Annotated in this window: 20 protein-coding genes; 12 read left to right on the top strand and 8 right to left on the bottom strand. The window is 60.7% G+C overall.

What is annotated here, in order from left to right:
* Positions 1 to 60 precede the first annotated feature (60 nt).
* Together WBR25_RS12310 and WBR25_RS12305 are read left to right on the top strand one after the other, a co-directional pair.
* Complete coding sequence (locus tag WBR25_RS12310; RefSeq protein ID WP_139747391.1) at positions 61 to 522, top strand: hotdog fold thioesterase; 462 nt, start codon at positions 61 to 63, stop codon at positions 520 to 522.
* 180 nt (positions 523 to 702) lie between these two features.
* A complete protein-coding gene (locus tag WBR25_RS12305; RefSeq protein ID WP_216951011.1) occupies positions 703 to 2604 on the top strand; it encodes a DEAD/DEAH box helicase in 1902 nt (633 codons plus the stop codon).
* Between the two features lie 488 nt (positions 2605 to 3092).
* On the opposite strand, the gene WBR25_RS12300 is transcribed toward WBR25_RS12305, so the two are convergent.
* From WBR25_RS12300 to WBR25_RS12290, 3 genes are all read right to left on the bottom strand, one after another.
* Positions 3093 to 4415, bottom strand: a complete 1323-nt coding sequence (locus WBR25_RS12300; RefSeq protein WP_005344933.1) for a Na+/H+ antiporter family protein — start codon at positions 4413 to 4415, stop codon at positions 3093 to 3095.
* A gap of 273 nt (positions 4416 to 4688) precedes the next feature.
* Positions 4689 to 5366 (bottom strand): ribonuclease T, encoded by a 678-nt coding sequence (gene rnt / locus WBR25_RS12295; protein ID WP_005333780.1) that lies wholly within the window; start codon positions 5364 to 5366, stop codon positions 4689 to 4691.
* Positions 5367 to 5465: 99 nt separating this feature from the next.
* Positions 5466 to 6209 carry a phosphatase PAP2 family protein gene (locus tag WBR25_RS12290; protein WP_421342338.1) on the bottom strand — a complete coding sequence of 248 codons (744 nt, stop codon included), beginning with the start codon at positions 6207 to 6209 and terminating at the stop codon, positions 5466 to 5468.
* 248 nt (positions 6210 to 6457) lie between these two features.
* Here WBR25_RS12290 and WBR25_RS12285 point away from each other — a divergent pair, with 248 nt between their 5' ends.
* From WBR25_RS12285 to WBR25_RS12245, 9 genes are all read left to right on the top strand, one after another.
* Positions 6458 to 7579, top strand: coding sequence for a 4-phosphoerythronate dehydrogenase (locus WBR25_RS12285; RefSeq protein WP_429106770.1), 1122 nt, complete (start codon positions 6458 to 6460; stop codon positions 7577 to 7579).
* Between the two features lie 193 nt (positions 7580 to 7772).
* Positions 7773 to 8789, top strand: coding sequence for an aspartate-semialdehyde dehydrogenase (locus WBR25_RS12280; RefSeq protein ID WP_005344937.1), 1017 nt, complete (start codon positions 7773 to 7775; stop codon positions 8787 to 8789).
* A gap of 271 nt (positions 8790 to 9060) precedes the next feature.
* The gene (locus tag WBR25_RS12275) at positions 9061 to 11265 is read left to right on the top strand and encodes a FimV/HubP family polar landmark protein (protein ID WP_129503827.1); all 2205 of its coding nucleotides are present in this window, start codon (positions 9061 to 9063) and stop codon (positions 11263 to 11265) included.
* A gap of 200 nt (positions 11266 to 11465) precedes the next feature.
* On the top strand, positions 11466 to 12275 hold the full coding sequence (gene truA, locus WBR25_RS12270) for a tRNA pseudouridine(38-40) synthase TruA (protein ID WP_040066446.1): 810 nt from the start codon (positions 11466 to 11468) through the stop codon (positions 12273 to 12275).
* A gap of 119 nt (positions 12276 to 12394) precedes the next feature.
* On the top strand, positions 12395 to 13258 hold the full coding sequence (gene accD / locus WBR25_RS12265; protein ID WP_042053089.1) for an acetyl-CoA carboxylase, carboxyltransferase subunit beta: 864 nt from the start codon (positions 12395 to 12397) through the stop codon (positions 13256 to 13258).
* 2 nt (positions 13259 to 13260) lie between these two features.
* Positions 13261 to 14520, top strand: a complete 1260-nt coding sequence (gene folC / locus WBR25_RS12260) for a bifunctional tetrahydrofolate synthase/dihydrofolate synthase (protein WP_479748074.1) — start codon at positions 13261 to 13263, stop codon at positions 14518 to 14520.
* Positions 14521 to 14594: 74 nt separating this feature from the next.
* The gene (gene dedD / locus WBR25_RS12255; protein ID WP_479748072.1) at positions 14595 to 15395 is read left to right on the top strand and encodes a cell division protein DedD; all 801 of its coding nucleotides are present in this window, start codon (positions 14595 to 14597) and stop codon (positions 15393 to 15395) included.
* Positions 15396 to 15566: 171 nt separating this feature from the next.
* The gene (locus tag WBR25_RS12250; RefSeq protein WP_005333757.1) at positions 15567 to 15884 is read left to right on the top strand and encodes a heavy metal-binding domain-containing protein; all 318 of its coding nucleotides are present in this window, start codon (positions 15567 to 15569) and stop codon (positions 15882 to 15884) included.
* A 252-nt stretch (positions 15885 to 16136) separates the two neighbouring features.
* A complete protein-coding gene (locus WBR25_RS12245; RefSeq protein WP_335832532.1) occupies positions 16137 to 16739 on the top strand; it encodes a hypothetical protein in 603 nt (200 codons plus the stop codon).
* Between the two features lie 99 nt (positions 16740 to 16838).
* Here the strand turns inward: WBR25_RS12245 and cysG are convergent, their stop codons facing one another.
* The 5 genes from cysG to WBR25_RS12220 all read right to left on the bottom strand — a co-directional run bounded on the left by cysG (position 16839) and on the right by WBR25_RS12220 (position 22391).
* Entirely contained in the window at positions 16839 to 18230 is a 1392-nt protein-coding gene (cysG, locus tag WBR25_RS12240) for a siroheme synthase CysG (RefSeq protein ID WP_479748070.1), read from the bottom strand.
* A gap of 196 nt (positions 18231 to 18426) precedes the next feature.
* Complete coding sequence (asrC, locus tag WBR25_RS12235; RefSeq protein ID WP_479748068.1) at positions 18427 to 19437, bottom strand: sulfite reductase subunit C; 1011 nt, start codon at positions 19435 to 19437, stop codon at positions 18427 to 18429.
* Positions 19438 to 19448: 11 nt separating this feature from the next.
* The gene (gene asrB, locus WBR25_RS12230) at positions 19449 to 20288 is read right to left on the bottom strand and encodes an anaerobic sulfite reductase subunit AsrB (RefSeq protein WP_479748066.1); all 840 of its coding nucleotides are present in this window, start codon (positions 20286 to 20288) and stop codon (positions 19449 to 19451) included.
* Position 20289: 1 nt separating this feature from the next.
* The gene (gene asrA / locus WBR25_RS12225; protein WP_204476845.1) at positions 20290 to 21348 is read right to left on the bottom strand and encodes an anaerobic sulfite reductase subunit AsrA; all 1059 of its coding nucleotides are present in this window, start codon (positions 21346 to 21348) and stop codon (positions 20290 to 20292) included.
* A 200-nt stretch (positions 21349 to 21548) separates the two neighbouring features.
* On the bottom strand, positions 21549 to 22391 hold the full coding sequence (locus WBR25_RS12220; protein WP_005333746.1) for a patatin-like phospholipase family protein: 843 nt from the start codon (positions 22389 to 22391) through the stop codon (positions 21549 to 21551).
* Between the two features lie 265 nt (positions 22392 to 22656).
* On the opposite strand from WBR25_RS12220, the gene WBR25_RS12215 reads away from it, so the two are divergent.
* A complete protein-coding gene (locus WBR25_RS12215; RefSeq protein ID WP_429154256.1) occupies positions 22657 to 23673 on the top strand; it encodes a S66 family peptidase in 1017 nt (338 codons plus the stop codon).
* Positions 23674 to 23685: the final 12 nt, after the last annotated feature.

The raw sequence follows: 23685 nt of genomic DNA, 5'->3' as shown, positions 1-23685 counted from the left end.
ATGGAGGTCGTTTCACCCATATCGGTACGCATTCATCGCTACATAAGGAGTCTGCTCGCAATGAGTCACGATATTGCGCCCATCTGGCGTAAACCCATGAGTCTGGAGGGGCTCAACGCCACCTCCCGCAACACCCTGATGGCCCATCTCGATATCGTCTACACCGCTTTTGGCGCCGATTGGCTGGAAGCGACCATGCCGGTGGATCACCGAACCCACCAGCCTCTTGGCATGTTGCATGGTGGCGCATCCGTGGTGCTGGCGGAGACGCTTGGGTCGCTGGCGGCCAATATGGCGGTAGGGCCAGATAGTTACTGTGTAGGGCTGGAGGTGAATGCCAACCATCTGCGAGCTAAACGGGAAGGGGTGGTGACCGGGCGTTGCACACCGCTCCATCTGGGGGCGACGACCCAGGTGTGGCAGATTGAAATTCGGGACGAACGTGAGCGTTTATTATGCACCAGCAGACTGACCATGGCGGTGCTCAAACACAAGCGGGGCAAGGACTCCAGCGAGGAGTGATCTGCAATAACGCACTATGAGTGCAAAATAAGCAAGCCATACTCGTCAGATCCCTCTATAATTGCCAACGTCTTGAGAGGCTTATCACATTTTTCAAGACAGCAGAACAAAGTGGCGCTATAATCGCCGCCTTTTTGCTATTCCGCGGTGTTAGCCGCCTGCCTTAATCTGGAAGAATCTATGTCTGATACCGAACAACTGCCCCTTTTTAGTGAGCTTGGACTGGCCGCGCCTGTATTGAAAGCGCTGCAGGACGTGGGCTATGAGCGCCCGTCACCGATCCAGGCCGCAGCAATTCCCCACCTGATGGCGGGACACGATCTGCTGGGGCAGGCGCAAACCGGTACAGGGAAGACCGCTGCTTTTGCCTTGCCTCTGTTGTCTCGTCTGGAAGCTGGTAACCGCAACACCCAGATCCTGGTGCTGGCGCCTACCCGCGAACTGGCGCTGCAGGTGGCTGAAGCGTGCCAACGCTACGCCCACCACATGCCTGATTTCCATGTACTGCCCATCTACGGCGGTGCCTCCTACGAAACCCAGACCCGCGCCCTGCGTCGCGGTGCTCAGGTTGTCGTCGGTACTCCGGGCCGTGTGATGGATCTGATCCGTCGCAAGAACCTGGATCTCTCCGGCCTGAAAGCCTTGGTACTGGACGAAGCTGATGAAATGCTGCGTATGGGCTTCATCGACGACGTTGACTGGATCATGGAGCAGTGCCCGAGCACTCGTCAGGTTGCCCTGTTCTCTGCCACCATGCCGGAACAGATCCGTCGTGTGGCCCAGAAGCACCTGAAGCAGCCCAAAGAGATCAAGATCGCCTCCAAGACTGCTACCGCTACCACTATTCGCCAGCGTTACTGGCAGGTAACCGGTCTGCACAAGCTGGACGCCATGACCCGTCTGCTGGAAGTGGAATCCTACGAAGCCCTGCTGGTGTTTGTGCGTACCAAGAACGCTGCCGAAGAGCTGGCAGGCAAGCTGGCCGCCCGTGGTCACGCCTGTGAAGCGCTGCACGGCGACATCCCGCAGAAACTGCGTGAGCGTACCGTCGACAAACTGCGTCAAGGCCAGCTGGATATCCTGATCGCCACCGACGTTGTCGCCCGTGGTCTGGACGTTGAGCGCATTACTCACGTAGTGAACTACGACATTCCGTACGACACCGAATCTTACGTTCACCGTATCGGCCGTACCGGTCGTGCCGGTCGTAAAGGCGAAGCCATCCTGTTCGTGGCTCCCCGCGAGCGTCGTATGCTGCGCGCCATCGAGCACGCAACCCGTCAGGCCATCGAGCCGATGAAGATGCCGAGCACCGAGGACATCAACCAGCATCGTCTGGCCAAGTTCAAGGAGCGCATCCGCGAAACCATGATGGGTGAAGAGCTCGAGATCTACCACAACCTGGTGAACGAGCTGATCGAAGAGGATTCTGCCGATCCGCTGGAGCTGGCTGCCGCACTGGCCAAGCTGGTACAGGGTGACCAACCGCTGCTGCTGGATGACTCCATTCCGGATCCGCTGCTGAACGCTGGTAACGATCGTGGTGGCTTCGAGCGCCGTGACTTCAACGACCGTGGTGGTCGTGACTTCGGTGACCGTGGCGAGCGTCCTGCCCGTCGCATGCCGTCTCTGGAGCCGCGTCCGCTGAAAGACAACCCGGACGTGGAGATGGAGCGCTATCGTGTAGACGTGGGTGCCCATCACGGTGTCAAGCCGGGCCAGATCGTGGGCGCCATCGCCAACGAAGCGAACATCGAGAGCCGCTTCATCGGCAACATTGACATCGCTGATGACTTCTCCACCGTCGATCTGCCGAAAGGCATGACCGCCGATGTGCTGGAAGTGATCAAGAAAGCCCGTGTTTGCCAGCGTCCGCTGCAAATCGCCCGCTACACCGAAGTGCCGGCCGGTGGCAACACCAGCAGCCGTCCGCCCCGTGGTGATCGTCCGTTCCGTGGCGACCGTCCTTTCAACAAGGATCGCCGTCCCCAGGGTGACCGTCCGTTCAACAAGAGCGGGGAGCGCCGTGAAGGTGGCTTCAACAAAGATCGCAAATTCGGTGGCAAGCGTCGCGAAAGCTGATTGCAGATCCCGTTATGAAGAAGGCCGCTCATTGAGCGGCCTTTTTTCTGCCTGCGGTTTACCCTGTGTTCTTACTGAACGCCAGATCGGCATAAGCCGTTACATGGGTGAGCGCATGATGGCCACTATTTGATAACTGGATGTCGGGGAAAGAGAGAATACCTTTTCTACTCGACAGGCGGTTGTGACGTGGTTGGGTGTCATCCGCCGTTCTGCCATAGGTCTGGGCTGGCAGCCGTTTCTTTGTATTGGCAAGCGTTGGGACGTGTGCACTTGGGCGGATAGTTGGATGGGGAGTGACAGCATTGCGCCCGCTGACTCCGGCGGTCGCAAGGGGTGGCGACTAGGTGGCCGCTCAGAGGCTTTGTCTGGCTGGCAGCCATTATTCATATCGAGCGGGGTAATTGGTTGGCATCAATGAAGAAGGCGACCAGATTGTCGCCTTCTTTGTTTATTATGACGTGCAGAGTTCGCAGCCCGAGGGGCTATCAGAGCACCATGGCGGCAATCCAGCCGAAGATCACCAGCGGGATATTGTAGTGAATAAAGGTGGGCACCACGCTGTCCCAGATATGGTCGTGCTGGCCGTCGGCGTTAAGGCCTGAGGTGGGGCCCAGCGTCGAGTCGGAGGCCGGTGAACCCGCATCCCCCAGCGCGCCAGCGGTACCGACCAGTGCGATGATCGCCATCGGTGAGAAGCCGAGCTGCAGACAGAGCGGCACATAGATGGTGGCGATGATGGGCACGGTGGAGAAGGAGGAGCCGATCCCCATGGTGATGAGCAGGCCCACCAGCAGCATCAGGAAGGCGGCGATGCCTTTGTGCTGACCGATGCCGGAGGCGACCACCTGAACCAGAGAGTCGACCCCGTGGGTTGCCTTCATCACGGCGGCAAAACCGGCGGCAGAGATCATGATGAAGCCGATCAGCGACATCATCCGCACCCCCTGAGTGAAGGCATCCTGGCTTTCGCGAAACTTGATAACGCCGCCGCAGGTGAAGATGACAAAACCGGCCAGTGCACCCAGTACGATGCTGTTGGTCATCAGTTGCAGCCCCAGCGCCACGCCAATGGCCAGCAGGGCCACCCAGATGTGGGTGAGGTTGAGCTCGACCGCTTCGGGCTCGGCATCCAGGATCTTGGCCAGATCGTACTGGCGCGGTTTGCGATAGCTAATGAATACCGCAATCAGCAGGCCCAGTACCATACCGGCGACCGGAATGGCCATCGCCAGCGGGATCTGGCTGGTGGTGATGGGCACGCCGTTATCGATCAGGTTCTTGGCCAGAATGTTATTCAGGAAGATGCCACCAAAGCCGACCGGCAGCACCATATAGGTGGCTGTCAGGCCAAAGGTGATGACACAGGCCACCTGACGACGGTCGATCTGCATCTGTGCCATCACATGCAGCAGCGGCGGGATCAGGATGGGAATAAAGGCGATGTGAACCGGGATCAGGTTTTGGGAGGAGATTGCCACGGCCAGCACGGAAGAGAGCAGCAGGGTCTTGACCCACATGATGCGGGTCGAGCTGGCATCCTTGCCCAACTGGCTGATCACCTTGCGGGCCAGCAGGTCGGTGATCCCGGAGCGGGAGATGGCAACCGCAAAGGCGCCCAGCATGGCGTAGGAGAGAGCAATCTCGGCGCCACCGCCCAGGCCACCGCTGAAGGTGGTGAGGGTATCGGTCAACGACAGCCCACCGACCAGGCCGCCAGCAATGGCCCCCAGCGCCAGCGAGACCACCACATTGATCCGCAGCAGACTGAGCACCAGCATCAGCCCGACTGCGATAACAACTGGATTCATTTGATTTCCTTATAGTTTGTTATTGCTGTCTGTCATGTGAAGGGGAGTTAGTTTGCGAAAAATGTGACAAATGTCGAGAAAAAAATCAGTCAAACCCTGCATATCGCAGCAGCATGTGGCACAAGGTTGCTCAGCATGAGGGTTTGTGACCTGTTTGTCTCCGTGCATCCCGTGCGCAGCGGTGGATAGTGACGTTGATGGCGATTTCCGGTGCGCCGTGCAATCAATCATTTCCCCAAAAAGCGAAGGCTGCCAGTGGCAGCCTTCATCCGTTTATTCTTGCCCCTCATCATCGGCAGGAGCATCGGTTGTGTCATCATCCGGATGCGCTGGCGGCCAACCCCCCATGCTCTTCCAGCGGTTAACGATATGACAGAAGAGCTCTGTGGTGCGTTCGGTGTCATAGAGGGCAGAGTGCGCCTCTTTATTGTCAAACGGGATGCGGGCGCTCTGGCACGCTTTGGCCAGCACGGTCTGACCCAGCGCCAATCCGGAGAGAGCTGCGGTGTCGAAGGTGGCAAACGGGTGGAACGGATTGCGCTTGAGGCCAGCGCGCTCGGCGGCAGCCATCACGAAGCCGTGATCAAAGGTGGCGTTGTGGGCCACTATGATGGCGCGGCCGCAATCCTGCTCCTTCATCCCCTTGCGGATCCCCTTGAAGATCTCGGTCAGCGCCTCTTTTTCCGAGACTGCGCCACGCAACGGGTTGTAGGGGTCGATGCCGGTGAACTCCAGCGCAGCCTTTTCCAGGTTGGCCCCTTCGAAAGGCTCGACATGAAAGTGGAATACCTGATCGGGAACGAGCCAGCCCTGCTCATCCATTTTCAGGGTGTAAGCCGCGATTTCGAGCAGGGCATCGGTCTTGGCGTTGAACCCGGCAGTTTCAACATCGATGACGACGGGGTAAAAACCACGGAAACGGCCCTTGAGGGTATGAACTGCGTCGGTCATGGGATCTCGGTCGGGATAAAATGAGGCGGCATTATGGCAAAAAAGCACAGGCTTGTCCCCCCATCCCACGCAGTCGGCTGCGGCAAGGTGGCGCTCGATTTAATATCTGTGCAGCCACCAGCGGGCGGCAATCAGCGCCGTGAGCGTGCCCAACAAGGCGCTGGCCAGCACATCCACCGGCCAGTGCATCCCCATTACCATGCGCGACAGACCAACTCCCAGTGCCCACAGTGGCAGCAGCCAGACGCCTGTGGGGGCGCGGGCCAGCCAGATAAGGCCAAAGAACTGGGCCAGGCTGATGGCGGCGATGCTGTGGCCAGAGGGGAAGGCGTAGTTCACCTCGGCCTGCCAGTGGTGGCCGAGCCACTCTGGCAGGGCCAGCAGCTGGCTGGCGGCGTGAACCTGTTCGCTGCGCACATCGACGCTACTGGCGTAGAAGTGCTTGATGGCCGGGATCAGCGCCTGACTCTCCAGCCAGAGCAGATAGGGTCTGGGCTCTTCGGTCAGGTGCTTGATCAGGCTCTTGAGCACCCAGTCGCTGGCGAGCAGGGCTGCCAGCGCACACCCCAGCGCAATGAAGGGGGTCAGCTCCAGTTTGAGTTTGTAGCGAGTCAGCATCAGCAAGAGGGCGCCACTGACCCCGATCCCGGGAAGGTCGACCATGCGGGTGAGGGCGTATGACCACCATAACCAGCCTGATTGCAGGGAGCCGGTCAGAAAAGGCTGCCAGGGCAGGGTGGCGAGCAGCAGCAGAGGCAGGATCAACAGGGCAGTGAATCCAAGCACCTGACTGCGGGTGAGTGAGGCGGTTGACGTTGGGAGCGACGAAGCGTGTGGCGGCATGGTGGGTATGGGCGATCGCGAAAAAAGAGGGGCATTGTGCCACCGTGATATGCCCGGACAAAGCTGAGCAGCACGTTTGTTACCTCTGCTTACACATTTGTGGCCACATCCTCTGTTTGAGCGGGCGTATGGAGCGGCTGCCGCACAATGTGGTCCCGTTTCGCGCCGGATTGCATCACAGGCTGAAATCTCGGGCGGCTTTGCGCTAGAATGGCGCCCCCGTGGCGGTTGTGACCAAAGAGAGCCCGATGAAGATAGTCGTTGATGAGAATATGCCCCATGCCGTGGAGCTGTTTGCCGAATTTGGCGAGGTGATCCCCTTGCCCGGGCGGCAGATGCAGGCCCGCGATCTGCTGGATGCCGATGTGCTGCTGGTGCGTTCGGTCACCCGCGTCAACGGCGATTTGCTGGCGACCAGCCCCAAACTCGGGTTTGTCGGCACCGCCACCATAGGCACCGACCATGTGGACAAGGCGCTGCTGGCAAGCCGCAATATTCCCTTCTTCAGCGCCCCCGGTTGCAACAAGTATTCGGTGGGGGATTATGTGCTCTCAGCCCTGCTGGTGCTGGCGGAGCGTTACGAACTCGACCTCTCGGCCATGACTTTGGCGGTGATTGGCGCGGGCAATACCGGCGAGTGTGTGGCGGCCAAGGCCCAAGCGCTCGGCATGCGGGTACTGCGCTGCGATCCACCCAAGGCGCGTAATACCCCCGATGCGGGCTTTGTCGATTATCAGACCGCTCTTGGTGCCGATATCGTCAGTTTCCACGTGCCCATTACCCGTGAAGGGCCGGATGCGACCTACCATCTGCTCGATGCCGAGAAGATTGCCGCGCGTCCTGCCGGGCAGATCCTGATCAACGCATCCCGTGGCGAGGTGTGGGATAACCGGGCCCTGCTGGCACGCCAGCTGAGCGATAAGCCGTTGCGACTGGTGATGGATGTGTGGGAGAACGAGCCCGAGCCACTGGCTGCGCTGGTGCCCCATACCGAGATTGCCACCCCCCATATCGCCGGTTACAGCCTGGAGGGGAAGGCGCGCGGCACCTGGATGCTTTATCAGGCGCTCTGCCAGCAGCTGGGACGCCAGCCTCGTCAGGATTTGAGTCAGCTGTTGCCTGCCCCCGATGTGCAGGCGGTGGTGCCGGGCCGCGCATTGGATCAGGCGTTGATCAAGCAGCTGGTGCATCTGGTTTATGACGTGCGCCGCGATGATGCCCGTTTCCGGGCCCGACTCGGCTTGCCCGGCAGCTTTGACGAGCAGCGCAAACACTACCCCGAGCGCCGTGAACTATCCTCCCTGCAGGTTGAGGGGGCGTTTGCCGACCAAGCGCTGGGCGAGCTGGGATTTGCGCTGTCACGCCCCTGAATCGGGGACTAGGCGTTGGAAGATAACTGGAAGAGGTGAGCCGTACTGGCTACCTCGCCCCCATTTTTTACTGAGCTGGCGCAGATACTACTGCGCCGGCTCAGCCATATCAGGCTGCGTCATCTCGCCGTGCGGGAGCCAGCCGACCATGGCGCCACCCGGCGCCATTGCAGCATTATCAGAGGAGAAAAGAATGAGCCAGCAGTTTAACGTAGCGGTATTGGGTGCCAGCGGTGCCGTGGGTCAGGCGATGATCGAGATCCTGGAAGAGCGCGAATTTCCGGTAGCGACCCTCTATCCGCTGGCTTCCAGCCGCAGCGCCGGTGATACCGTGCGCTTTGGCGGCAAGAACCTCGAGATCCTCGATGTGGAGGAGTTTGACTGGAGCCAGGTGCAGATCGCACTCTTCTCCGCCGGTGCCGAGGTCTCTGCCAAGTGGGCGCCGATTGCTGCCGAACACGGTTGTATCGTCATCGACAACACCTCCTGCTTCCGTTACGACGAAGATATCCCGCTGGTGATCCCGGAAGTGAACCCGGATGCGCTGGCCGATTTTCGCAATCGCAACATCATCGCCAACCCCAACTGCTCCACTATCCAGATGCTGGTGGCTTTGAAGCCGCTGCACGACGAAGTGGGCATTGCCCGCATCAACGTGGCCACCTATCAATCCGTATCAGGCTCCGGCAAAGAGGGGGTCAGCGAGCTGGCAGGTCAGACAGCTCATCTGCTCAACGGTCGTCCGGTGGAACCGACCCTCTATCCACAACAGATCGCCTTTAACCTGATCCCGCAGATCGACAGCTTCACCGACAACGGCTACACCCGTGAAGAGATGAAGATGGTATGGGAAACCCAGAAGATCCTCGGCGATGCCAGCATTGCCGTGAACCCCACCTGCGTGCGGGTGCCGGTCTTCTACGGCCACGCCGAGGCGGTACACGTCGAACTGCACCAGCCGCTCGATGCCGAACAGGTCAAGGATCTGCTCCGCAATGCGCCGGGTGTGACCCTGTTTGATGACGAAGGGGACTATCCGACCCCGGTGCGTGACGCAACCGGCAAGGATGAGGTGCTGGTGGGTCGGGTGCGCCAGGATATTTCTCATCCAAGTGGTATCAATATGTGGATCGTGGCCGATAACGTTCGTAAGGGCGCGGCAACCAACAGTGTACAGATTGCCGAGCTGCTGGTTCGCGACTATCTGTAAGGCTGGTCAGATGCCACAGATGCGCAGCAGGGAGTGCTGCGCATCCGGCCTGTGATCAAACCGGGGTGTGACCCATGCCGCACTCCGTCACTTCAAGATTCTGTTGCGATATCAACTGATTAAGTTTTTTCCTACACTCAGGGTCAAGTTGGGTGCTAAATGTGTCGGACTGCTGGCTTGCCAGGCGAGCCTGATTTATATTGAACCGACTGTTTTGGGGTAACTATCCAGATTTTTCAATGTGATAGGGCCGTCATACGAAGGAACGAATATGGGACATTCCCGCATAACATTGGCAACGCTACTCGCATTGGGTCTGCTGGGCACCGTCCAGGCTGAAGACTCGGCGCGGGAGCCTTTTTTTGTCGAGCTAAAAGGCCCTGACGAACCAGCACCTCCCGCCGTCAATTCCCAGCCGCTGGCGCAGCCGGTCGCCAGACCCGCCGCACAACCGGTGCGTACAACCGCCCAGCCGGTGGTGCGTCAGGTCACTGCCAATGCCGGTAGCTATGGCCCTGTTCGTCCGACCGATACCCTATGGAGCCTGGCGAGCAAATATCGCCCCTCCAATCGGGTCAGCGTCTACCAGACCATGGTGGCGATTTACGAGAAAAACCCCCGCAGTTTTGCCGATGGCAATATCAACCACATTCTGGTGGGATCCCGCATTCTGCTGCCGACCGTGGCCGAGGCGAGCGTCATCACTGATGCTCAGGCCCGTGCCAAGTTCCGCAGCGACAACGCCAGCTGGAAGGGGTTAAGCCCCAAATATCTGGCTGACAAGCAGGCCCATACCGCCAAGCCGGCTGCCGCCAAACCCGCGAAGGTTGAAGCCGCCAAGATCGAGCCGGTGAAGGCTGCGCCTGCGCCGCTGCCAGTGGCGAAAGCCGCCCCCATTCCCGCCCCGGTGGTGGCACCGCAACCGGCTGCTGAAACCAAAGAAGTGGCCAAGCTGAGCGAGCCTGCGCCGAAAGAGGCGGTAGCACCTGCTCCTAGCGCTGCAGAAGGCACCACCCCGGCGCCTCTGCCTTCCGATCTGGATAAACCGGTGGGCAAACCGGCTACCGAGATGGCGCTGGCACTGGAAGATGCCAATGCCCAGCTCGGCCAGGTGACCGAGATGAACCACAGGCTCAAGCTGCGTCTGCAATCCCTGACCGAAGAGGTGGAGACCCTCAAGGCCCAGCTGCAGGATCAGACCGCGCTGCAAAAAGAGATTGCCGAGCTCAAGGCGCAACCGGTCCCGCCGGTGGCAGCCGAGCCTGAGCCTGAGAAAAACTGGTTGATGGATCTGCTCTCCTCACCGCTCAACCTCGCCATGATCATTCTGCTGCCGGTGCTGCTGGTATTGGCGCTGGTGACCCTGTGGCTGCGTGCCCGTGCCCGCCGAGAGTTGGAAGAGCAGGAGAAGAGCCTCTCCGAATCTACTGCCATGATGATGGATCAGGAGCAGAGCGAGTTTGATGATCTGCTGAGCGTCGATGTGACCGACAACGAGCCGGTGCGCCCGGTGCCGGATCTCAACACCCCGGATGGCTTTATGCCGATGGAGCCTGACGAGCCGGCCGCCAAGCCGGATGTCGATCTGGTGTTCAGCGACGAGGGCGAGATGGAGCTGCAGGGCTTCGAGCCCGAGCGGATGGCGGCCCAGCCAGCCAGTCGTGACCCGGATCTGGTGCCGGATCTCGATCTCTCGCTGGATGAGCCCATCGCGCTGGCCAACGAGCCCGCCATGGATCTGGCCAGCGAGTTCAACCCCAAGCCCAAGGCCGCTGACGAGATCATGAGCGAAGAGGAGCTGCAGGCAGCCCTGTTTGCCGAGCTGGATGCGGATCTCTCAGCCGACCTCGAGCCCGATTTGAGCTCCATCGACGAAGTCGGCTCCGCTGACGACGATCTGGCGAGCTTCGATCTCGGCGATTTCGACAATGCCCTCGACGAGCCTGCTGCTGGCAAAGATGATAACGCCATTGATCTCAGTGCCGCAGAGGACGCCGACGAGAGTGCGGATGCCATGCTGGCCGAGCTCGGTCTTGAGCCTGTCAAGGCGAAGGAAGCCGAGCTGGATCTGGAGTGGGACCCCAACGAGCTGGCGCTCTCCGATTTTGAAGACGCGTTCGCCGAGGTGGAGTCTCATCCGGCCGATGTGCAGCCCCGTGAGCAAGCGCAGGAGAGCGGCTACGTCGAGATCGACAAGCTGCTGGCCGAAGCGGATGCCACCGCGCCGGAGCAGGAGCCGTATCAGGGCTTCTCGCTGGATGTGGGGCTCGATGGCTTCCCCGAGGTGCTGCCGGAATCCACCGGATTTGATGTGGATGCCGACGACGGCGGTGTGGGTGCCAAGCTGGATCTGGCCCGTGCCTACCTCGAGATTGACGACAAGGATAGCGCCCGCGAGCTGCTGCAAGAGGCAGCGGAACAGGGTAGCGATCACCAGCGCGCCGAAGCCGAGAAGTTGCTCAAGCGGTTGGGCTAAAGCATCTCCCATCACGGGATCAGCAAAACGGGGGCAGCCAGCAGGCTGCCCTCTTCTTTTGGCGATTTGCGATGGGGGGTCATGGCCGCGCAGGCTGACCATCCAGGCCAATTGCGGCGTGTGGTGGGACTTTTCGGGCTGAGCGCGTATAATCCGCCCCATTTCTTTCACTGCGTTTTCACAACAAGACAAGTTTATCCATGCGAATTGCCCTAGGTATTGAATATGACGGCAGCCGGTATTTCGGCTGGCAGCGTCAGCGTGAAGTGATCAGCGTGCAGGCTGAACTGGAGACGGCGCTGAGCCGGATTGCCAACCACCCTGTCTCCATCCAGTGTGCCGGACGCACCGATGCCGGTGTCCATGCGACCGGTCAGGTGATCCACTTCGATACCGAGGCGAACCGTGCCGAAGGGGCCTGGACCCTGGGGCTCAATTCCAACCTGCCGCCGGATATCGCCGTGCGCTGGGTCAAGCAGGTGGACGAGAGCTTCCACGCCCGCTTCAGCGCCACCGCCCGTCGCTACCGCTATGTCATCTACAACCACAACTACCGGCCGGCGATCCTCGGCAGTGGCGTCAGCCACTACCACGAGACCATCGATGCGGAGTTGATGCACCAGGCGGGCCAGAGCCTGCTGGGGGAGCACGACTTCAGCACCTTCCGTGCCGTCGCCTGCCAATCCAACACCCCGTGGCGCAATGTGACCCATCTGTGTGTCAGCCGCTCCGGCCCCTACATCGTGCTCGACATCAAGGCCAACGCCTTCCTGCACCATATGGTGCGCAACATCACAGGCTCCCTGCTGCTGGTGGGGCAGGGGCTCAAACCGGTGGAGTGGATTGCCGAGGTGCTGGCTGCCAAGGATCGCAATCTGGCCGGGCCGACCGCCAAGGCCGGTGGCCTCTATCTGGTCGATGTGGATTACCCGGCCGAGTTTGCTCTGCCGCAGTTGCCGCTCGGCCCGCTGTGGCTGCCGGACTCGGCACCGGGTACGACCAGTTTTTAGTAACTGCGCCCGAAAAATTGTGGTTTAATGACCCGTCATTTGTTGCCATCGAGCTATTAAGTCATTGAACAATCTAGGCTCGATGCGTTTTGTCAGGCACAAAAGCATTAAGGAATTCCATGAGCTGGCTTGAGAAGATTCTTCCCAAGAGCAAGATCACTGCGCCCCGTCGTCACAACATTCCGGAAGGGGTGTGGACCAAGTGCAGTGCTTGTGAACAGGTGCTCTACCGGGCAGAGTTGGAGCGCAACCTCGAAGTGTGCCCCAAGTGTGATCATCATATGCGCATCAGCGCCCGCGCCCGTCTCGAGAGCTTCCTCGATGAGCAGGGTCGTACCGAGATCGGTGCCGAGCTGGAGCCGCAGGATGTACTGAAATTCAAGGATTCCAAGCGCTACAAGGATCGTTTGTCTGCCGCTCAGAAAGAGACGGCGGAGAAAGATGCGCTGGTGGTGATGAAAGGGACCCTCAAAGGGGTACCGGTTGTTGCCTGTTCGTTCGAATTCTCCTTCATGGGTGGCTCCATGGCCTCCGTAGTCGGCGCCCGCTTCGTGCGCGCCGTCGAGGAGTGCATCAAGGAAGGCCGCGGTCTGGTCTGCTTCTCCGCCTCTGGTGGTGCTCGCATGCAGGAAGCGCTGTTCTCCCTGATGCAGATGGCCAAGACCAGTGCAGCTCTGGATCGTCTGTCCAAGGCGGGCCTGCCCTATATCTCCGTGCTGACCGACCCCACCATGGGTGGCGTCTCTGCCAGTCTGGCGATGCTGGGTGACATCAACGTGGGCGAGCCCAAGGCGCTGATCGGCTTTGCCGGCCCGCGCGTTATCGAGCAGACCGTGCGCGAGAAACTGCCGGAAGGCTTCCAGCGCTCCGAGTTCCTGCTGGAAAAGGGTGCCATCGATATCATCATCGATCGCCGCGAGATGCGTAACCGTCTGGCCAGCCTGCTCGCCAAAATGCTGAATACTCACGTCATCGAAGAGTGAAGATGAGTTCAAACATGCAACAATCCCAAAGCCGGTCGCTTGTCGACTGGCTTTCTTATTTGGAGCAGATCCATCCGGTTAATATCGACATGGGGCTGGATCGGGTCGGTGCCGTTGCCCGGCGTATGGGGCTTACCCAGCTGCCGTTCAAGGTGATCACGGTGGCGGGTACCAACGGCAAGGGCTCCAGCTGTGCCATGGCGGCCAGCATTCTGATGGCCGAAGGCTACAAGGTCGGCGTCTACTCCTCGCCCCATCTGCTGCGCTTTACCGAGCGGGTGCGGGTCAACGGGCAAGAGCTGCCCGACAGCGATCACTGCGCCGCCTTTGCTGAGGTGGAAGCGGCCCGCGGCGAGATTGCCCTTACCTTCTTCGAGTTCGCCACCCTGGCCGGTTTGTGGCTCTTCTGCCGCGCCGCCCCCGATGTGCTGCTGCTGGAAGTGGGGCTGGGTGGCCGGCTCGACGCCACCAACGTGGTGGAGTCCGATGTGGCGATGATCACCTCCATTGCCCTCGATCACTGCGACTGGCTGGGTGATACCCGCGAAGCGGTGGCGGTGGAGAAGGCCGGGGTCTATCGCGCCGGTAAACCCGCCATCAGTGGCGAGCCCAATCCGCCTGCGACTATCGCGAGTGAAGCACAGCGTCTTGGCGCCAACCTGCGTCAGGTTGGTATCGATTTTCGTGGCGATGAGCACGAGAGCGGTTGGGATTATCACGGCCTCAACCAGTGGCGGGATCTGCCAAAACCGGCGCTGCCGCTGATGAACGCGGTGACCGTACTGGCGGCGCTGGAGTCCCTCGGCTTGCCGCTGCCGGAGTCCGCCATTCGTGACGGGCTTGCCAATGCCCGGCTGGCTGGCCGGATGCAGCAGCTGCAAAGTGCGCCGCTGGTGATCGTCGATGTGGCCCACAACCCCCATTCGGCAGCCTATCTGGCAGCGCAATTGCGCAAGATGCCCTGCTCGGGTGTGCGCCGCGCCGTGGTCGGCATGCTCAAAGACAAGGACATGGCGGGATCCCTTGCCGAACTCGATGGTCTGATCGGCGAGTGGTATCTGGCCAGCCTCACCGGCCCGCGCGCCGCCACCGCTGTGCAACTGGCTGCGGCGTTGGGGGAGGGTAAGGGGCCTGCCAGAGAGTTTGATGATGTCAGCGCCGCTTATCAGACAGCGTTGGCCGCATCGAGTCCGGACGATATGGTCATTGTGTTTGGTTCGTTTTACACTGTCGCCGACATTCTGGCGGGTGTCGCCGTCTAGGCCACACCCCGGCTCCCCGGCCTTCGGGCGGGGAGCCAAATCGCATATTGAGTTACGTAAAGGTAGGATTCAACTTGGCCTCGAAGTTTCAAAACCGTCTGGTGGGCACCGTCATCCTGGTGGCCCTGGTTGTTATTTTCCTGCCGGACTTGCTGGATGGTCACAAGCTGGCACAAAAGGAGGAGGCCTTTGCCAAGATCCCGCTGCGCCCCGAGCTGGAGCCTGCCAAGCCTGCGCTGCAGGTCTCGGCAGCCAGCAGCCTGCCCGCCGATCATCTGGCCAGCCAGCAACAGGCCTCTGCGGCCCAGCAGTGGCAAGTGGAAGAGGTGGCTGACCCCATGACCCTCGCCGTTCAGGGCAACGGTGCGCAGCCGGCGACAACCCCTGCCGCACCGGCGCCGGTCCAGCCGCAACAGAATGCCCAACCCAAGCCACAGCCCAAGCCGGAAGTGGTGGCCAAAAAACCGGTCGAACCGCCCAAGCCAGCACCCAAGCCGACGCCAGCCAAACCGGTTGAAGTGGCCAAGGCGCCCGCACCGACCAAGCCGCAGGCGGGTCAGATCAAGTCCCTCGACGATCTGATTGAAAGCAAGATGACCCAGCCGACCACCCCCGCGCCTGCTGCGACACCGGCACAGGGTAGCTGGATCCTTCAGCTTGGCGCCTTCAAGAACGTCGACAGCGTCAACGCGCTGGTGAGCAAGCTGCGGGCGGCGGGCTACTCTGCCCACACCTCGCCGCGCACACCGGTGCAGGGTCAGCTCAACCGGGTCTTTATCGGACCGGATGTCTCCAAGGCCAAACTGCAGGGCATGCAGGGGCGGATCTCCCAGATGACCGGCCTCAGTGGCTCGGTGGTCTCTTACAATCCGTGACGGCTTGCCGTTGGCAATGGCCCTTTGAAACAAACACCGCGCCCCGTGCGCGGTGTTTTTTTATCTGGCCGTCGTGATTTTTAAGGACGGCGTCGTACAGGTCACCCCCCGGTTGGGATTTTCGGGCAGTTGGGGTAGTCTGAGCCCTTCTGCTACTCACAGGAGTTCAAGATGATCCTCTCGACGACCCCCACGCTGGAAGGCAAAACCATTCGTGAATACCGCGGCATCGTAGTTGGCGAAGCTATTCTCGGCGCCAATATTTTCAAGGATCTCTTTGCCGGGATCCGTGACATCATCGGCGGTCGCTCTGGCGCCTATGAAAAAGAGCTGGCCCGTGCCCGCGAGATCGCCTTCGATGAGCTGAAAGAGCGTGCCGCCGCCCTTGGCGCCAATGCGGTGGTCGGAATCGATATCGATTACGAAGTGGTGGGGCAAAACGGCAGCATGCTGATGGTCAGCATCAGTGGCACCGCCGTGGTGGTCTGATCGGGCACCCGCCTCTGCATGGGCAATGAGCCGATAACCGGGTTATCGGCTTTTTTATTGCCTGTCTGATACGTGGCGGCTGGCAGGGTTGTCATTCAACTCATTGATTTTAAATATTTATATTTATTAATAATTCCACTGACCGGTTTTATTTTTTTTAACTGGGTAGCCCGAGAGGGCCAAGCTAGAGTGCCGCCATCAGGAACGACACCGCTCACGGACGAGTTTCTCTTCTCTTGAAGGCGTATCAAAATGAATCAAACACCTGCTCTGCTGACCCTTGTCATGTTGGCCATGACCGCCCATGCCGGCAGTGCCCTCGCGGCGCTGCCCAACTTCAGCGCCACTTGCCCCACCGATATCCGGGTCAAGTCGCAAGGGGGCAACGTCTTTATCAATGGCAAGAAGGCGACCCTGAAAACGCTGGCGCCCGCAGCCTATTCGGCCACGAGCGGCAAAGTGGTCATCGGGATCACCTTCGATCTGCCCGCCAGCGAACCCACCCTGGATTACGTCATCAAGCATGATCGCCGAGCCCACGGCTTTTGCACCGTGCACGCCTGGTCGGCGGGCAAGGCCGCCGCACTGCCGATGGCCAAGGGAGACTCGCCCTATCAGGGCAAGTGGGTAGCCAAAAACCGCGAGACAGGTGCCACGGTGGCCAATATTCAGGTGGATGGCAAGGAGCAGGTGTGGGTCAACGGAGTCAAGGTGAAGGCGAAACGGGCCGATGGCGCGCTGCAGTTTCGTCAGGGCACCATCCTCTACACCTTGCAGGGGGATCCGCGCATTCGCGATGAGAGCGACTGGAATGACAGCGATGTTCAGAATACCGGCCCCATCCGGCTCGAGTAACAGACGCGCCGTGCCACGGCTTGGTCATTGATGCAAAAAGCAGAGAGCGGCATGGCCGCTCTCTGTTCCTTGTTTCTATTGGATGATAGCTGTGCGGGGTTAGATGCCGTGGATGGCGTTGGCTTCCCCATACCAGTCCAGCTTGTCGGCCAGAGTGACCACCGAGCCGATGATGATGAGACTCGGGCTCTTCACCTGACGGGCCAGTTCGGCCAGCTGTTGCAGCTCGCCGCGCACCACCCGCTGACTGAGCTGGGTGCCTTGCTCCACCAGCGCCACCGGGGTGTGACCGGGCATGCCGTGGGTTTGCAGCGCATCCTGAATGCGGGCGGCATGGGCCAGCCCCATGTAGAACACCAGGGTCTGGCGGGGGGCCGCCAGCGCCGACCACTCCTGAGCGATATTGCCCTCCTTGTCGTGGCCGGTGATGAACTGCACCCTCTGGGCATGATCGCGGTGGGTGAGAGGAATGCCGCTGTAGGCGGCGCAGCCCGATGCGGCGGTGATGCCCGGCACCACCGAGAAGGGGATGCCCGTCTCGGCCAGGGTTTCCAGCTCCTCGCCACCCCGGCCAAAGATAAAGGGATCGCCCCCCTTGAGCCGTACCACCTGTTTGCCCAGCTGCGCTTGTTCCAGCAACAGTTGGTTGATCGCCTGCTGGGGCACGCAGTGGCGGCCCGCCTCCTTGCCAACAAAGATCCGCTCGGCATCCCGGCGAACAAGTGCCAGCACCTCCTGCGAGACCAGCCGGTCATAGACCACCACATCCGCCTGCTGCAACTGCTGCAGACCGCTCAGGGTAAGCAGCCCCGCATCGCCGGGGCCTGCGCCCACCAGGGTTACGCTTCCCTTGCTCTGCAGCGGCTCATTCAATAGCTCTGCGACGCTCTGCTCGGCAGCCTGCTGCTGGCCGCGGGCCAGTTGGCGGGCGAGGCGATCGTGACTAAAGAGCCGCTCCCAGAAGCGGCGGCGGGCCAGCTTGTCCGGAATGAGTTTGACCCGCTCGCGCAGCTTGCCCGCCAGCGCAGCGAGCTGGCCGAGGTGTTGCGGCAGCAACGCTTCAAGTTTTTCCCGCAGCTGGCGGCTTAGAACCGGCGCCGCGCCTGCGCTGGAGATGGCCACCATCAGCGGCGAGCGGTCGATGATGGCGGGCATGATGGCGCTGCAGTGGGCGGGAGAGTCCACCACATTGCAGAAGATCTGGCGCAGGCTCGCCTCGTGAAAGACCTGATGATTGACCTCTGGATTATTGGTGGCGGCGATCACCAGCCACTTGCCATCGAGCAGTTCGGGATGAAAATTGGCGGCGCAGACGGTCAGGCGACCCTGCTCGGCCCAGCTCATCAGCTGGGGTTCCAGATGCGGGGCATTGATGGTGATCTTCGCCTTGGCATCGAGCAGCAGGCGCGCCTTGCGCACCGCCACCTCACCGCCGCCGACGATCAGGACCGGCTTGTTTTGCAGCTGACAGAAGAGAGGGAGAAAGTCCATAACAGGCTCCGGATGCTGGCCCGCTCGCAATGCCGCGCCGGGCGAGATAGCAGGGTGCGCCGTGACGCACCCCGGATGGTCGGGGGAAAGATCCCCGACGGGAATAAAAAAGGGGAAGGGTGATCTACGCCCGGGCCAACGACAGATCCCCACCGGTGTCGGCCACTTGATCACGCTTCCCCAAACGAGGTTTTTCCTATTGCACCGCTTTGACGTGCATGTTGGCGACGTACTGATCTTCGGCCCAGAAGATGCGGTCAGCGACCATGGCTTCCGGGTTGAGGGTGACGCCGCGCAGCACCCGCTCCTTGAACTTGTGATAACCGGCCCGGTCGATAAGGTGACCCATGTGCAGGTAGATGGGCTTGCCATCCAGCATCTCGGCCTCGAACTCGAACAGGTTTTTGATCACCGCATGCAGCACCTCTTCGGTCACCCAGTTGAGGAACAGCTTGCCGGTACGGGGAGTCTTCTTGCTGGTGCGTCCCCCCAGCTTGACCATGTAGAGCTGCTTGGGATCCCGCTGCCAGGCCAGGGTCGGGCAGGCCAGCACACACTCGCCACAGCCGATGCACTTGCTCTCCTCTTTGACCGCCTTGCCATGCTTGATGGCGAGGCAATCCACCGCGTGGTGGCTGCACGCCTTGACGCAGGCGCCGCAGCCGATACAGCGCTCGGCATTGAAGTGGATTTTGGCGATGCCGAGGATGCCGAAGTCGGCCATGTTGGCCTTGGCGCAGTCGTTGGGGCAGCCGGCGATCACCATCTTGAGGTGATAGGGGTTGGGGTAGAGGTGTTTCTCCATCCGCTGGGCCAGCCCGGTGCAGTCGATATTGCCCTTCTGGCAGATGGTGTTGCCCTGACAGGCGACGATGTTGCGTCCGCCGATGGTCTGGTAACCGGCTGCGGTGTCCTCTACCTCGATGCCGCAGGTCTCCACCTCGATCTCCTTGATAAAGGGCTCGAGGGCGGCATTGACCTTGTCCATGTCCTGATACTTGATGCCGGGCATCGCCAGCTTCTGGCGGGTGGTGAGGTGGATCAGGCCGTTGCCATACTGTTCGGCGATCTGCTGGGCTACCGCCAGCAGGTGGGCGGGCATGATCCCGCCGGGAATGCGTACGCTGATCATTGCTTCGCCGCGCACCTTGGAGAGGCGGTATTCGTTCTTGGCGCGTGCCTTGATGATGTCGATATCGAGACTCATGGTGTTCTCCCTCAGTCGATCAGATGCTGGGCCTGGTCAAAACGAAAGACCGGTCCATCCACGCAGATATAGGTGTCGCCCATCCGGCAGTGGCCGCATTTGCCCACGGCGCAGGCCATGCGGCGTTCGTAGTCGACCCAGATGCGATCCTTGGGGATGCCCCGCTCGAGGAAGGCGAGCACCACGAAGCGGATCATGATGGGGGGGCCGACCACGATCACCTGGATGTCCTCCTTGTCAGCGAGATCCAGCTGTTCGATGTAGTCGGTGACCCGGCCGATGCGAAACTGCTCGCTCTCCTTGCCCTCGTCCAGGGTAACGATGAGGTTCTGGCGCTCGGCCCAGAGCGGCATCTCGTGGCGATAGAGCACCGCCTGCTCGTTCTTGAAGCCGAGGATCATGTCGAGGGACTTCACCTCTTCCGGATGTTTGCTGAAGCGGCGTAGCAGCCCCTTGACCGGCGCGACGCCGGTGCCGCCCGCCACCACGATGAGGTGCTGGTTGCGGTAGGTCTCCAGCGGATAGCCGTTGCCGTGGACGCCGCGCATCCACACCTTGTCGCCCACATCGAGGGCAAACAGCGCATCGGTTACCTTGCCGACTTTGCGGATCAACAGATCCACATAACCATCGCCATAGTCGGAGACCGAGATAGGCGCTTCGCCGACGGTGGGCAGGGAGATCTCCACAAACTGGCCGTAGTGGACATCAAAGTCGCGGGAGACCCGAAAGTTCCACTCCAGCTCGGTGTGACGCTCGATAGCCAGAATGGTGTAGGCCTTGGGCAGCAGGCGGTTTTCGGCCACGTCCTGCTGCGGTTCTGCTGTTGCGGTTTGCTGGCACTGGCACATATCAGTTCGCCCCCTGCGCGTTGTCGGCTGCGATGGTCTGTTCGACCACATCGGTCATCTTGTTGATGATGTTGCTAAAGGAGATGTAGTGAGGGCAGCGATCGTCGCAGCGGCCACAGCCGACGCACATGTGCTCCTCCCCCTGACGGGCCTTGTAGTCGTTGACCTTGTGCAGGGCGCGATAACGCAGGCGCTCGCCATGCTTGGCGCGAAAACCGTGGCCACCGGCCATGTCGCTGAAGCCATCCACCATGCAGCTGGCCCACTGGCGACGGCGCTCGCCCTGCTGGGGGTTCTCCGCATAGGTGAGGTCGTGCACGCTGTAGCAGCTGCAGGTCGGGCAGGAGGTGGTACAGCGGCCGCAACCGATGCAGCGGCTGTCGTACTCGGCCCAGACCGGATGGGCGGTGAGGATCTGGCGGATCCGCTGGGGGTCGTCACAGACGCTGTCCGGGGTGCGTACCTTGACCGGGTTGCTCTGGACAAACTCCGGGGTGAAGTCGTCGGATTCACCCAGTTCGGCAAAGTAGCCGAGCAGCTCGGGATCCTTCACCTCAATACGGGCACCCTCATCGCTCAGACGAATGGCGGCGGCGTAGTCCTGGGTCTCGTTGCTGCCCATGGAGACGCAGAAGCAGTTCTCGAAGCTCTCGCGGCACTCCAGCAGTACCAGCTTGAGCTTGCTGCGCAGCCGGGCGTAGTAGACGTCGCTGTTCTGGCCGTTTTTCAGGTAGACCTGATCCAGCCTGCGCAGAGCGTGGATATCACAGCTGCGCAAGAACAGCAGGGTGGGCTTGGCCTCCACCTTGGATTCGCGCAGCTCCAGATTGTCGAAGTGGAACAGGGTCTGGGTGATGGGGAGCACCACCTCTTTCGGGGAGAAGTGGGACTTCTCCTGCCACACCAGATCGGCCGGATGGCGGATGCTGTGGTAGGTGACGTTGTCGGTGTCGGAGAAGCGGCCGCCCCGATATTCGGCCGCGGGCGCCATGATCCGGTAATCGGGCAGCAGCCGCTCGAACAGCTGCGCCAGCGCGGGATGGGTGAGAAGAAACGACATAAATAAACACCTTGTATGAGGGTGAGATGCCCTGGCATAGGGATGAGGAGCAAGCCGGTCAGGGTGTCTGGCACCGGTTCTGGCCGCGCTTGCCTCGCCACGGTCTGTTTTTATGACTCATGTTGCTCAACTGACCCGATTGTTATTGTGTTGGCGGCGCGTGCGTCGCGGCAGGTCGGGTCATGCCTGTAAAACCCTTATCAATTGAGCAGGGCGGCCTGATAGCCTGCGCACTTGCCCATCACGTATCCCATCTCCAGCTTGTTGATATCGCGGGTGAAACGGGAAACGGGGAAGTAGTCGGCCGGGGCGATCACCTCGATCTGGCAGTCCTCCGGCGGATTGGCGATAAAATCGAGCGCCTCGTTGTAGCTGCGATCCCGCTGCTCCAGCGCCTGTGCCAGCGCGGGGCGGGTCTTGAGCAGGGTGCGGATCATCCAGGGGAAGGGCATCGGCTTGAGCCGATAGCCAAGGGGCTCGGAGAGGATCACCGTCAGGTGACGGGCACCGCGGCGGTAGGCCTCGATCACCGGGATGGAGTCGGCCACCCCGCCATCTGTCATCGGCACCCCGTGCACCTCCGGGTATTCGTGGGAGGCGAGGGGAATGGCGCAGCTGGCGGGCAGCACCTCGTTCATGTTCTCCGGCTTGACCCGGATGTACTCCGCCTTGCCAGTCAGGGTATTGGTCACCACCGCATAGAAGGGGATGCCGGTCTCCCGGTAGGCGTGAATGTCGAGGGGATACTTGCGACAGCTGGTGTTCCACAGCCAGTGGATATCCACCAGATTGCCCCCCTTGGCAAAACGCAGGGGATCCATAAACTGCTGGCTGCATGCCAGTTTGGTCAGGATCTCGTGGCTGCGGCCATGCTGGCTGGCGAGATAAGCCAGCAAGTTGGTGGCCCCCGCCGAGACGCCGATGGCGAAGTCAAAGGGGCGATAGTCATGCTCGATAAACGCATCCAGCACACCGCTGGCAAATATGCCGCGCATGGCGCCGCCTTCTACAACCAATGCGCTGGGGGATGCGTTTTTGTTCATGACAGGCACCTCATTGATAAGTCAGAGAGAAAAAGTGGGAAAGAGAACGTTCGGGCTGTCAGGCCGACCGTTCTGACAACCAACCGGGGTTGGCCATCGCAATGAGGTCATTCTAGGAAGGGGATAGTGTTTAGAATATCTGTTAATAATGAATCAAGTGTTTTGTATTTCTAAACGATGGTGATAAACCCGTTGTGATCAAAGGGGTTGTGTAGGAGTCTCAACGACGCTGTGATGGCTGGATATTGGCAAGGATGAGTGTGTCATGACGTTATTGGTTCCCCCGCTGCTCCAACGTGGCGATACCATCGCTTTTTTCTCCCCCTCCAGCGCGGCGACCGCCTGGGCACCCAACCGTTTTGCCCGCGCAAAAACCTTTCTTGAGGGACAGGACTTTAGGCTCAAGGCGGGCAGCCTCACCGGCCAGCAGGATCACTGGCGCTCCGGCTCCATCGCCGCGCGGGCCGAGGAGCTCAATGCCCTTATTTGCGACCCCGAAGTGCGCTGCATCATGTCGGTGATTGGCGGCAGCAACTCCAACTCCCTGCTGCCCTACCTCGATTTTGATGCGCTGAGGCGCGATCCCAAGATCATTGTTGGCTACTCCGATGTGACGGCGCTGCTGCTCGGCATCCATGCTCAAACTGGCCTGGTTACCTTTTATGGCCCGGCGCTGGTGGCCTCCTTTGGCGAGTTGCCGCCGCTGGTGGATGAGACGCTGGCCAGTTTTTTACAGATTGCATTGGCCGACGAAGCTGGCGTCCCCTGCACGCTGCCTACGCCAGCGCAGTGGAGCGATGAACGGCTGGATTGGGAGAACCAGACCCGGGCCAAGCAGTGCCAGCCCAATTGGCTGATCTCGGTGGGTTCAGGTCGGGTTGAGGGACGACTGATTGGCGGCAACCTCAACACCATGGCGGGGATCTGGGGCTCCCCCTATATGCCGCCCATCGAGCGCGGCGACATTCTGCTGCTGGAGGACAGCCTGAAATCAGCCGAGACGCTGGAGCGATCCTTTGCTCATCTCAAACTGTGCGGGGTGTTTGATCGGATCGGCGCGCTTATCCTCGGCAAGCACGAGTTGTTCAACGGTCAGGGTAGCGGCAAGCGCCCCCTCGATATCCTGCTGGAGGTGGTGGGGGTGCCGAGCTTCCCCATTCTGGCGGAGTTTGACTGCGCCCATACCCACCCCATGCTGACGCTGCCGCTGGGTATCGAGGTAGCGCTCGATCTCGACCGCCAGCAGCTCACGCTACTGGAGCCCTGGTGGCGAGCAGAATGAGGGCGAAATGAA

It is taken from the genome of Aeromonas sp. MTB, from assembly GCF_056632455.1.
This window is presented reverse-complemented; position numbering and strand designations above follow the sequence as displayed.

Excerpts from the sequence above, each read along its gene's own strand:
- WBR25_RS12215 (WP_429154256.1), top strand. The coding sequence starts at position 22,657 with ATGACGTTATTGGTTCCCCCGCTGCTCCAACGTGGCGATACCATCGCT.
- WBR25_RS12220 (WP_005333746.1), bottom strand. The coding sequence starts at position 22,391 with ATGAACAAAAACGCATCCCCCAGCGCATTGGTTGTAGAAGGCGGCGCC.
- asrC (WP_479748068.1), bottom strand. The coding sequence starts at position 19,437 with ATGAGTCTCGATATCGACATCATCAAGGCACGCGCCAAGAACGAATAC.
- cysG (WP_479748070.1), bottom strand. The coding sequence starts at position 18,230 with ATGGACTTTCTCCCTCTCTTCTGTCAGCTGCAAAACAAGCCGGTCCTG.
- asrB (WP_479748066.1), bottom strand. The coding sequence starts at position 20,288 with ATGTGCCAGTGCCAGCAAACCGCAACAGCAGAACCGCAGCAGGACGTG.
- WBR25_RS12250 (WP_005333757.1), top strand. The coding sequence starts at position 15,567 with ATGATCCTCTCGACGACCCCCACGCTGGAAGGCAAAACCATTCGTGAA.
- WBR25_RS12285 (WP_429106770.1), top strand. The coding sequence starts at position 6,458 with ATGAAGATAGTCGTTGATGAGAATATGCCCCATGCCGTGGAGCTGTTT.
- accD (WP_042053089.1), top strand. The coding sequence starts at position 12,395 with ATGAGCTGGCTTGAGAAGATTCTTCCCAAGAGCAAGATCACTGCGCCC.
- truA (WP_040066446.1), top strand. The coding sequence starts at position 11,466 with ATGCGAATTGCCCTAGGTATTGAATATGACGGCAGCCGGTATTTCGGC.
- rnt (WP_005333780.1), bottom strand. The coding sequence starts at position 5,366 with ATGACCGACGCAGTTCATACCCTCAAGGGCCGTTTCCGTGGTTTTTAC.
- WBR25_RS12310 (WP_139747391.1), top strand. The coding sequence starts at position 61 with ATGAGTCACGATATTGCGCCCATCTGGCGTAAACCCATGAGTCTGGAG.
- WBR25_RS12280 (WP_005344937.1), top strand. The coding sequence starts at position 7,773 with ATGAGCCAGCAGTTTAACGTAGCGGTATTGGGTGCCAGCGGTGCCGTG.
- folC (WP_479748074.1), top strand. The coding sequence starts at position 13,261 with ATGAGTTCAAACATGCAACAATCCCAAAGCCGGTCGCTTGTCGACTGG.
- WBR25_RS12290 (WP_421342338.1), bottom strand. The coding sequence starts at position 6,209 with ATGCCGCCACACGCTTCGTCGCTCCCAACGTCAACCGCCTCACTCACC.
- WBR25_RS12275 (WP_129503827.1), top strand. The coding sequence starts at position 9,061 with ATGGGACATTCCCGCATAACATTGGCAACGCTACTCGCATTGGGTCTG.
- asrA (WP_204476845.1), bottom strand. The coding sequence starts at position 21,348 with ATGTCGTTTCTTCTCACCCATCCCGCGCTGGCGCAGCTGTTCGAGCGG.
- WBR25_RS12245 (WP_335832532.1), top strand. The coding sequence starts at position 16,137 with ATGAATCAAACACCTGCTCTGCTGACCCTTGTCATGTTGGCCATGACC.
- WBR25_RS12300 (WP_005344933.1), bottom strand. The coding sequence starts at position 4,415 with ATGAATCCAGTTGTTATCGCAGTCGGGCTGATGCTGGTGCTCAGTCTG.
- WBR25_RS12305 (WP_216951011.1), top strand. The coding sequence starts at position 703 with ATGTCTGATACCGAACAACTGCCCCTTTTTAGTGAGCTTGGACTGGCC.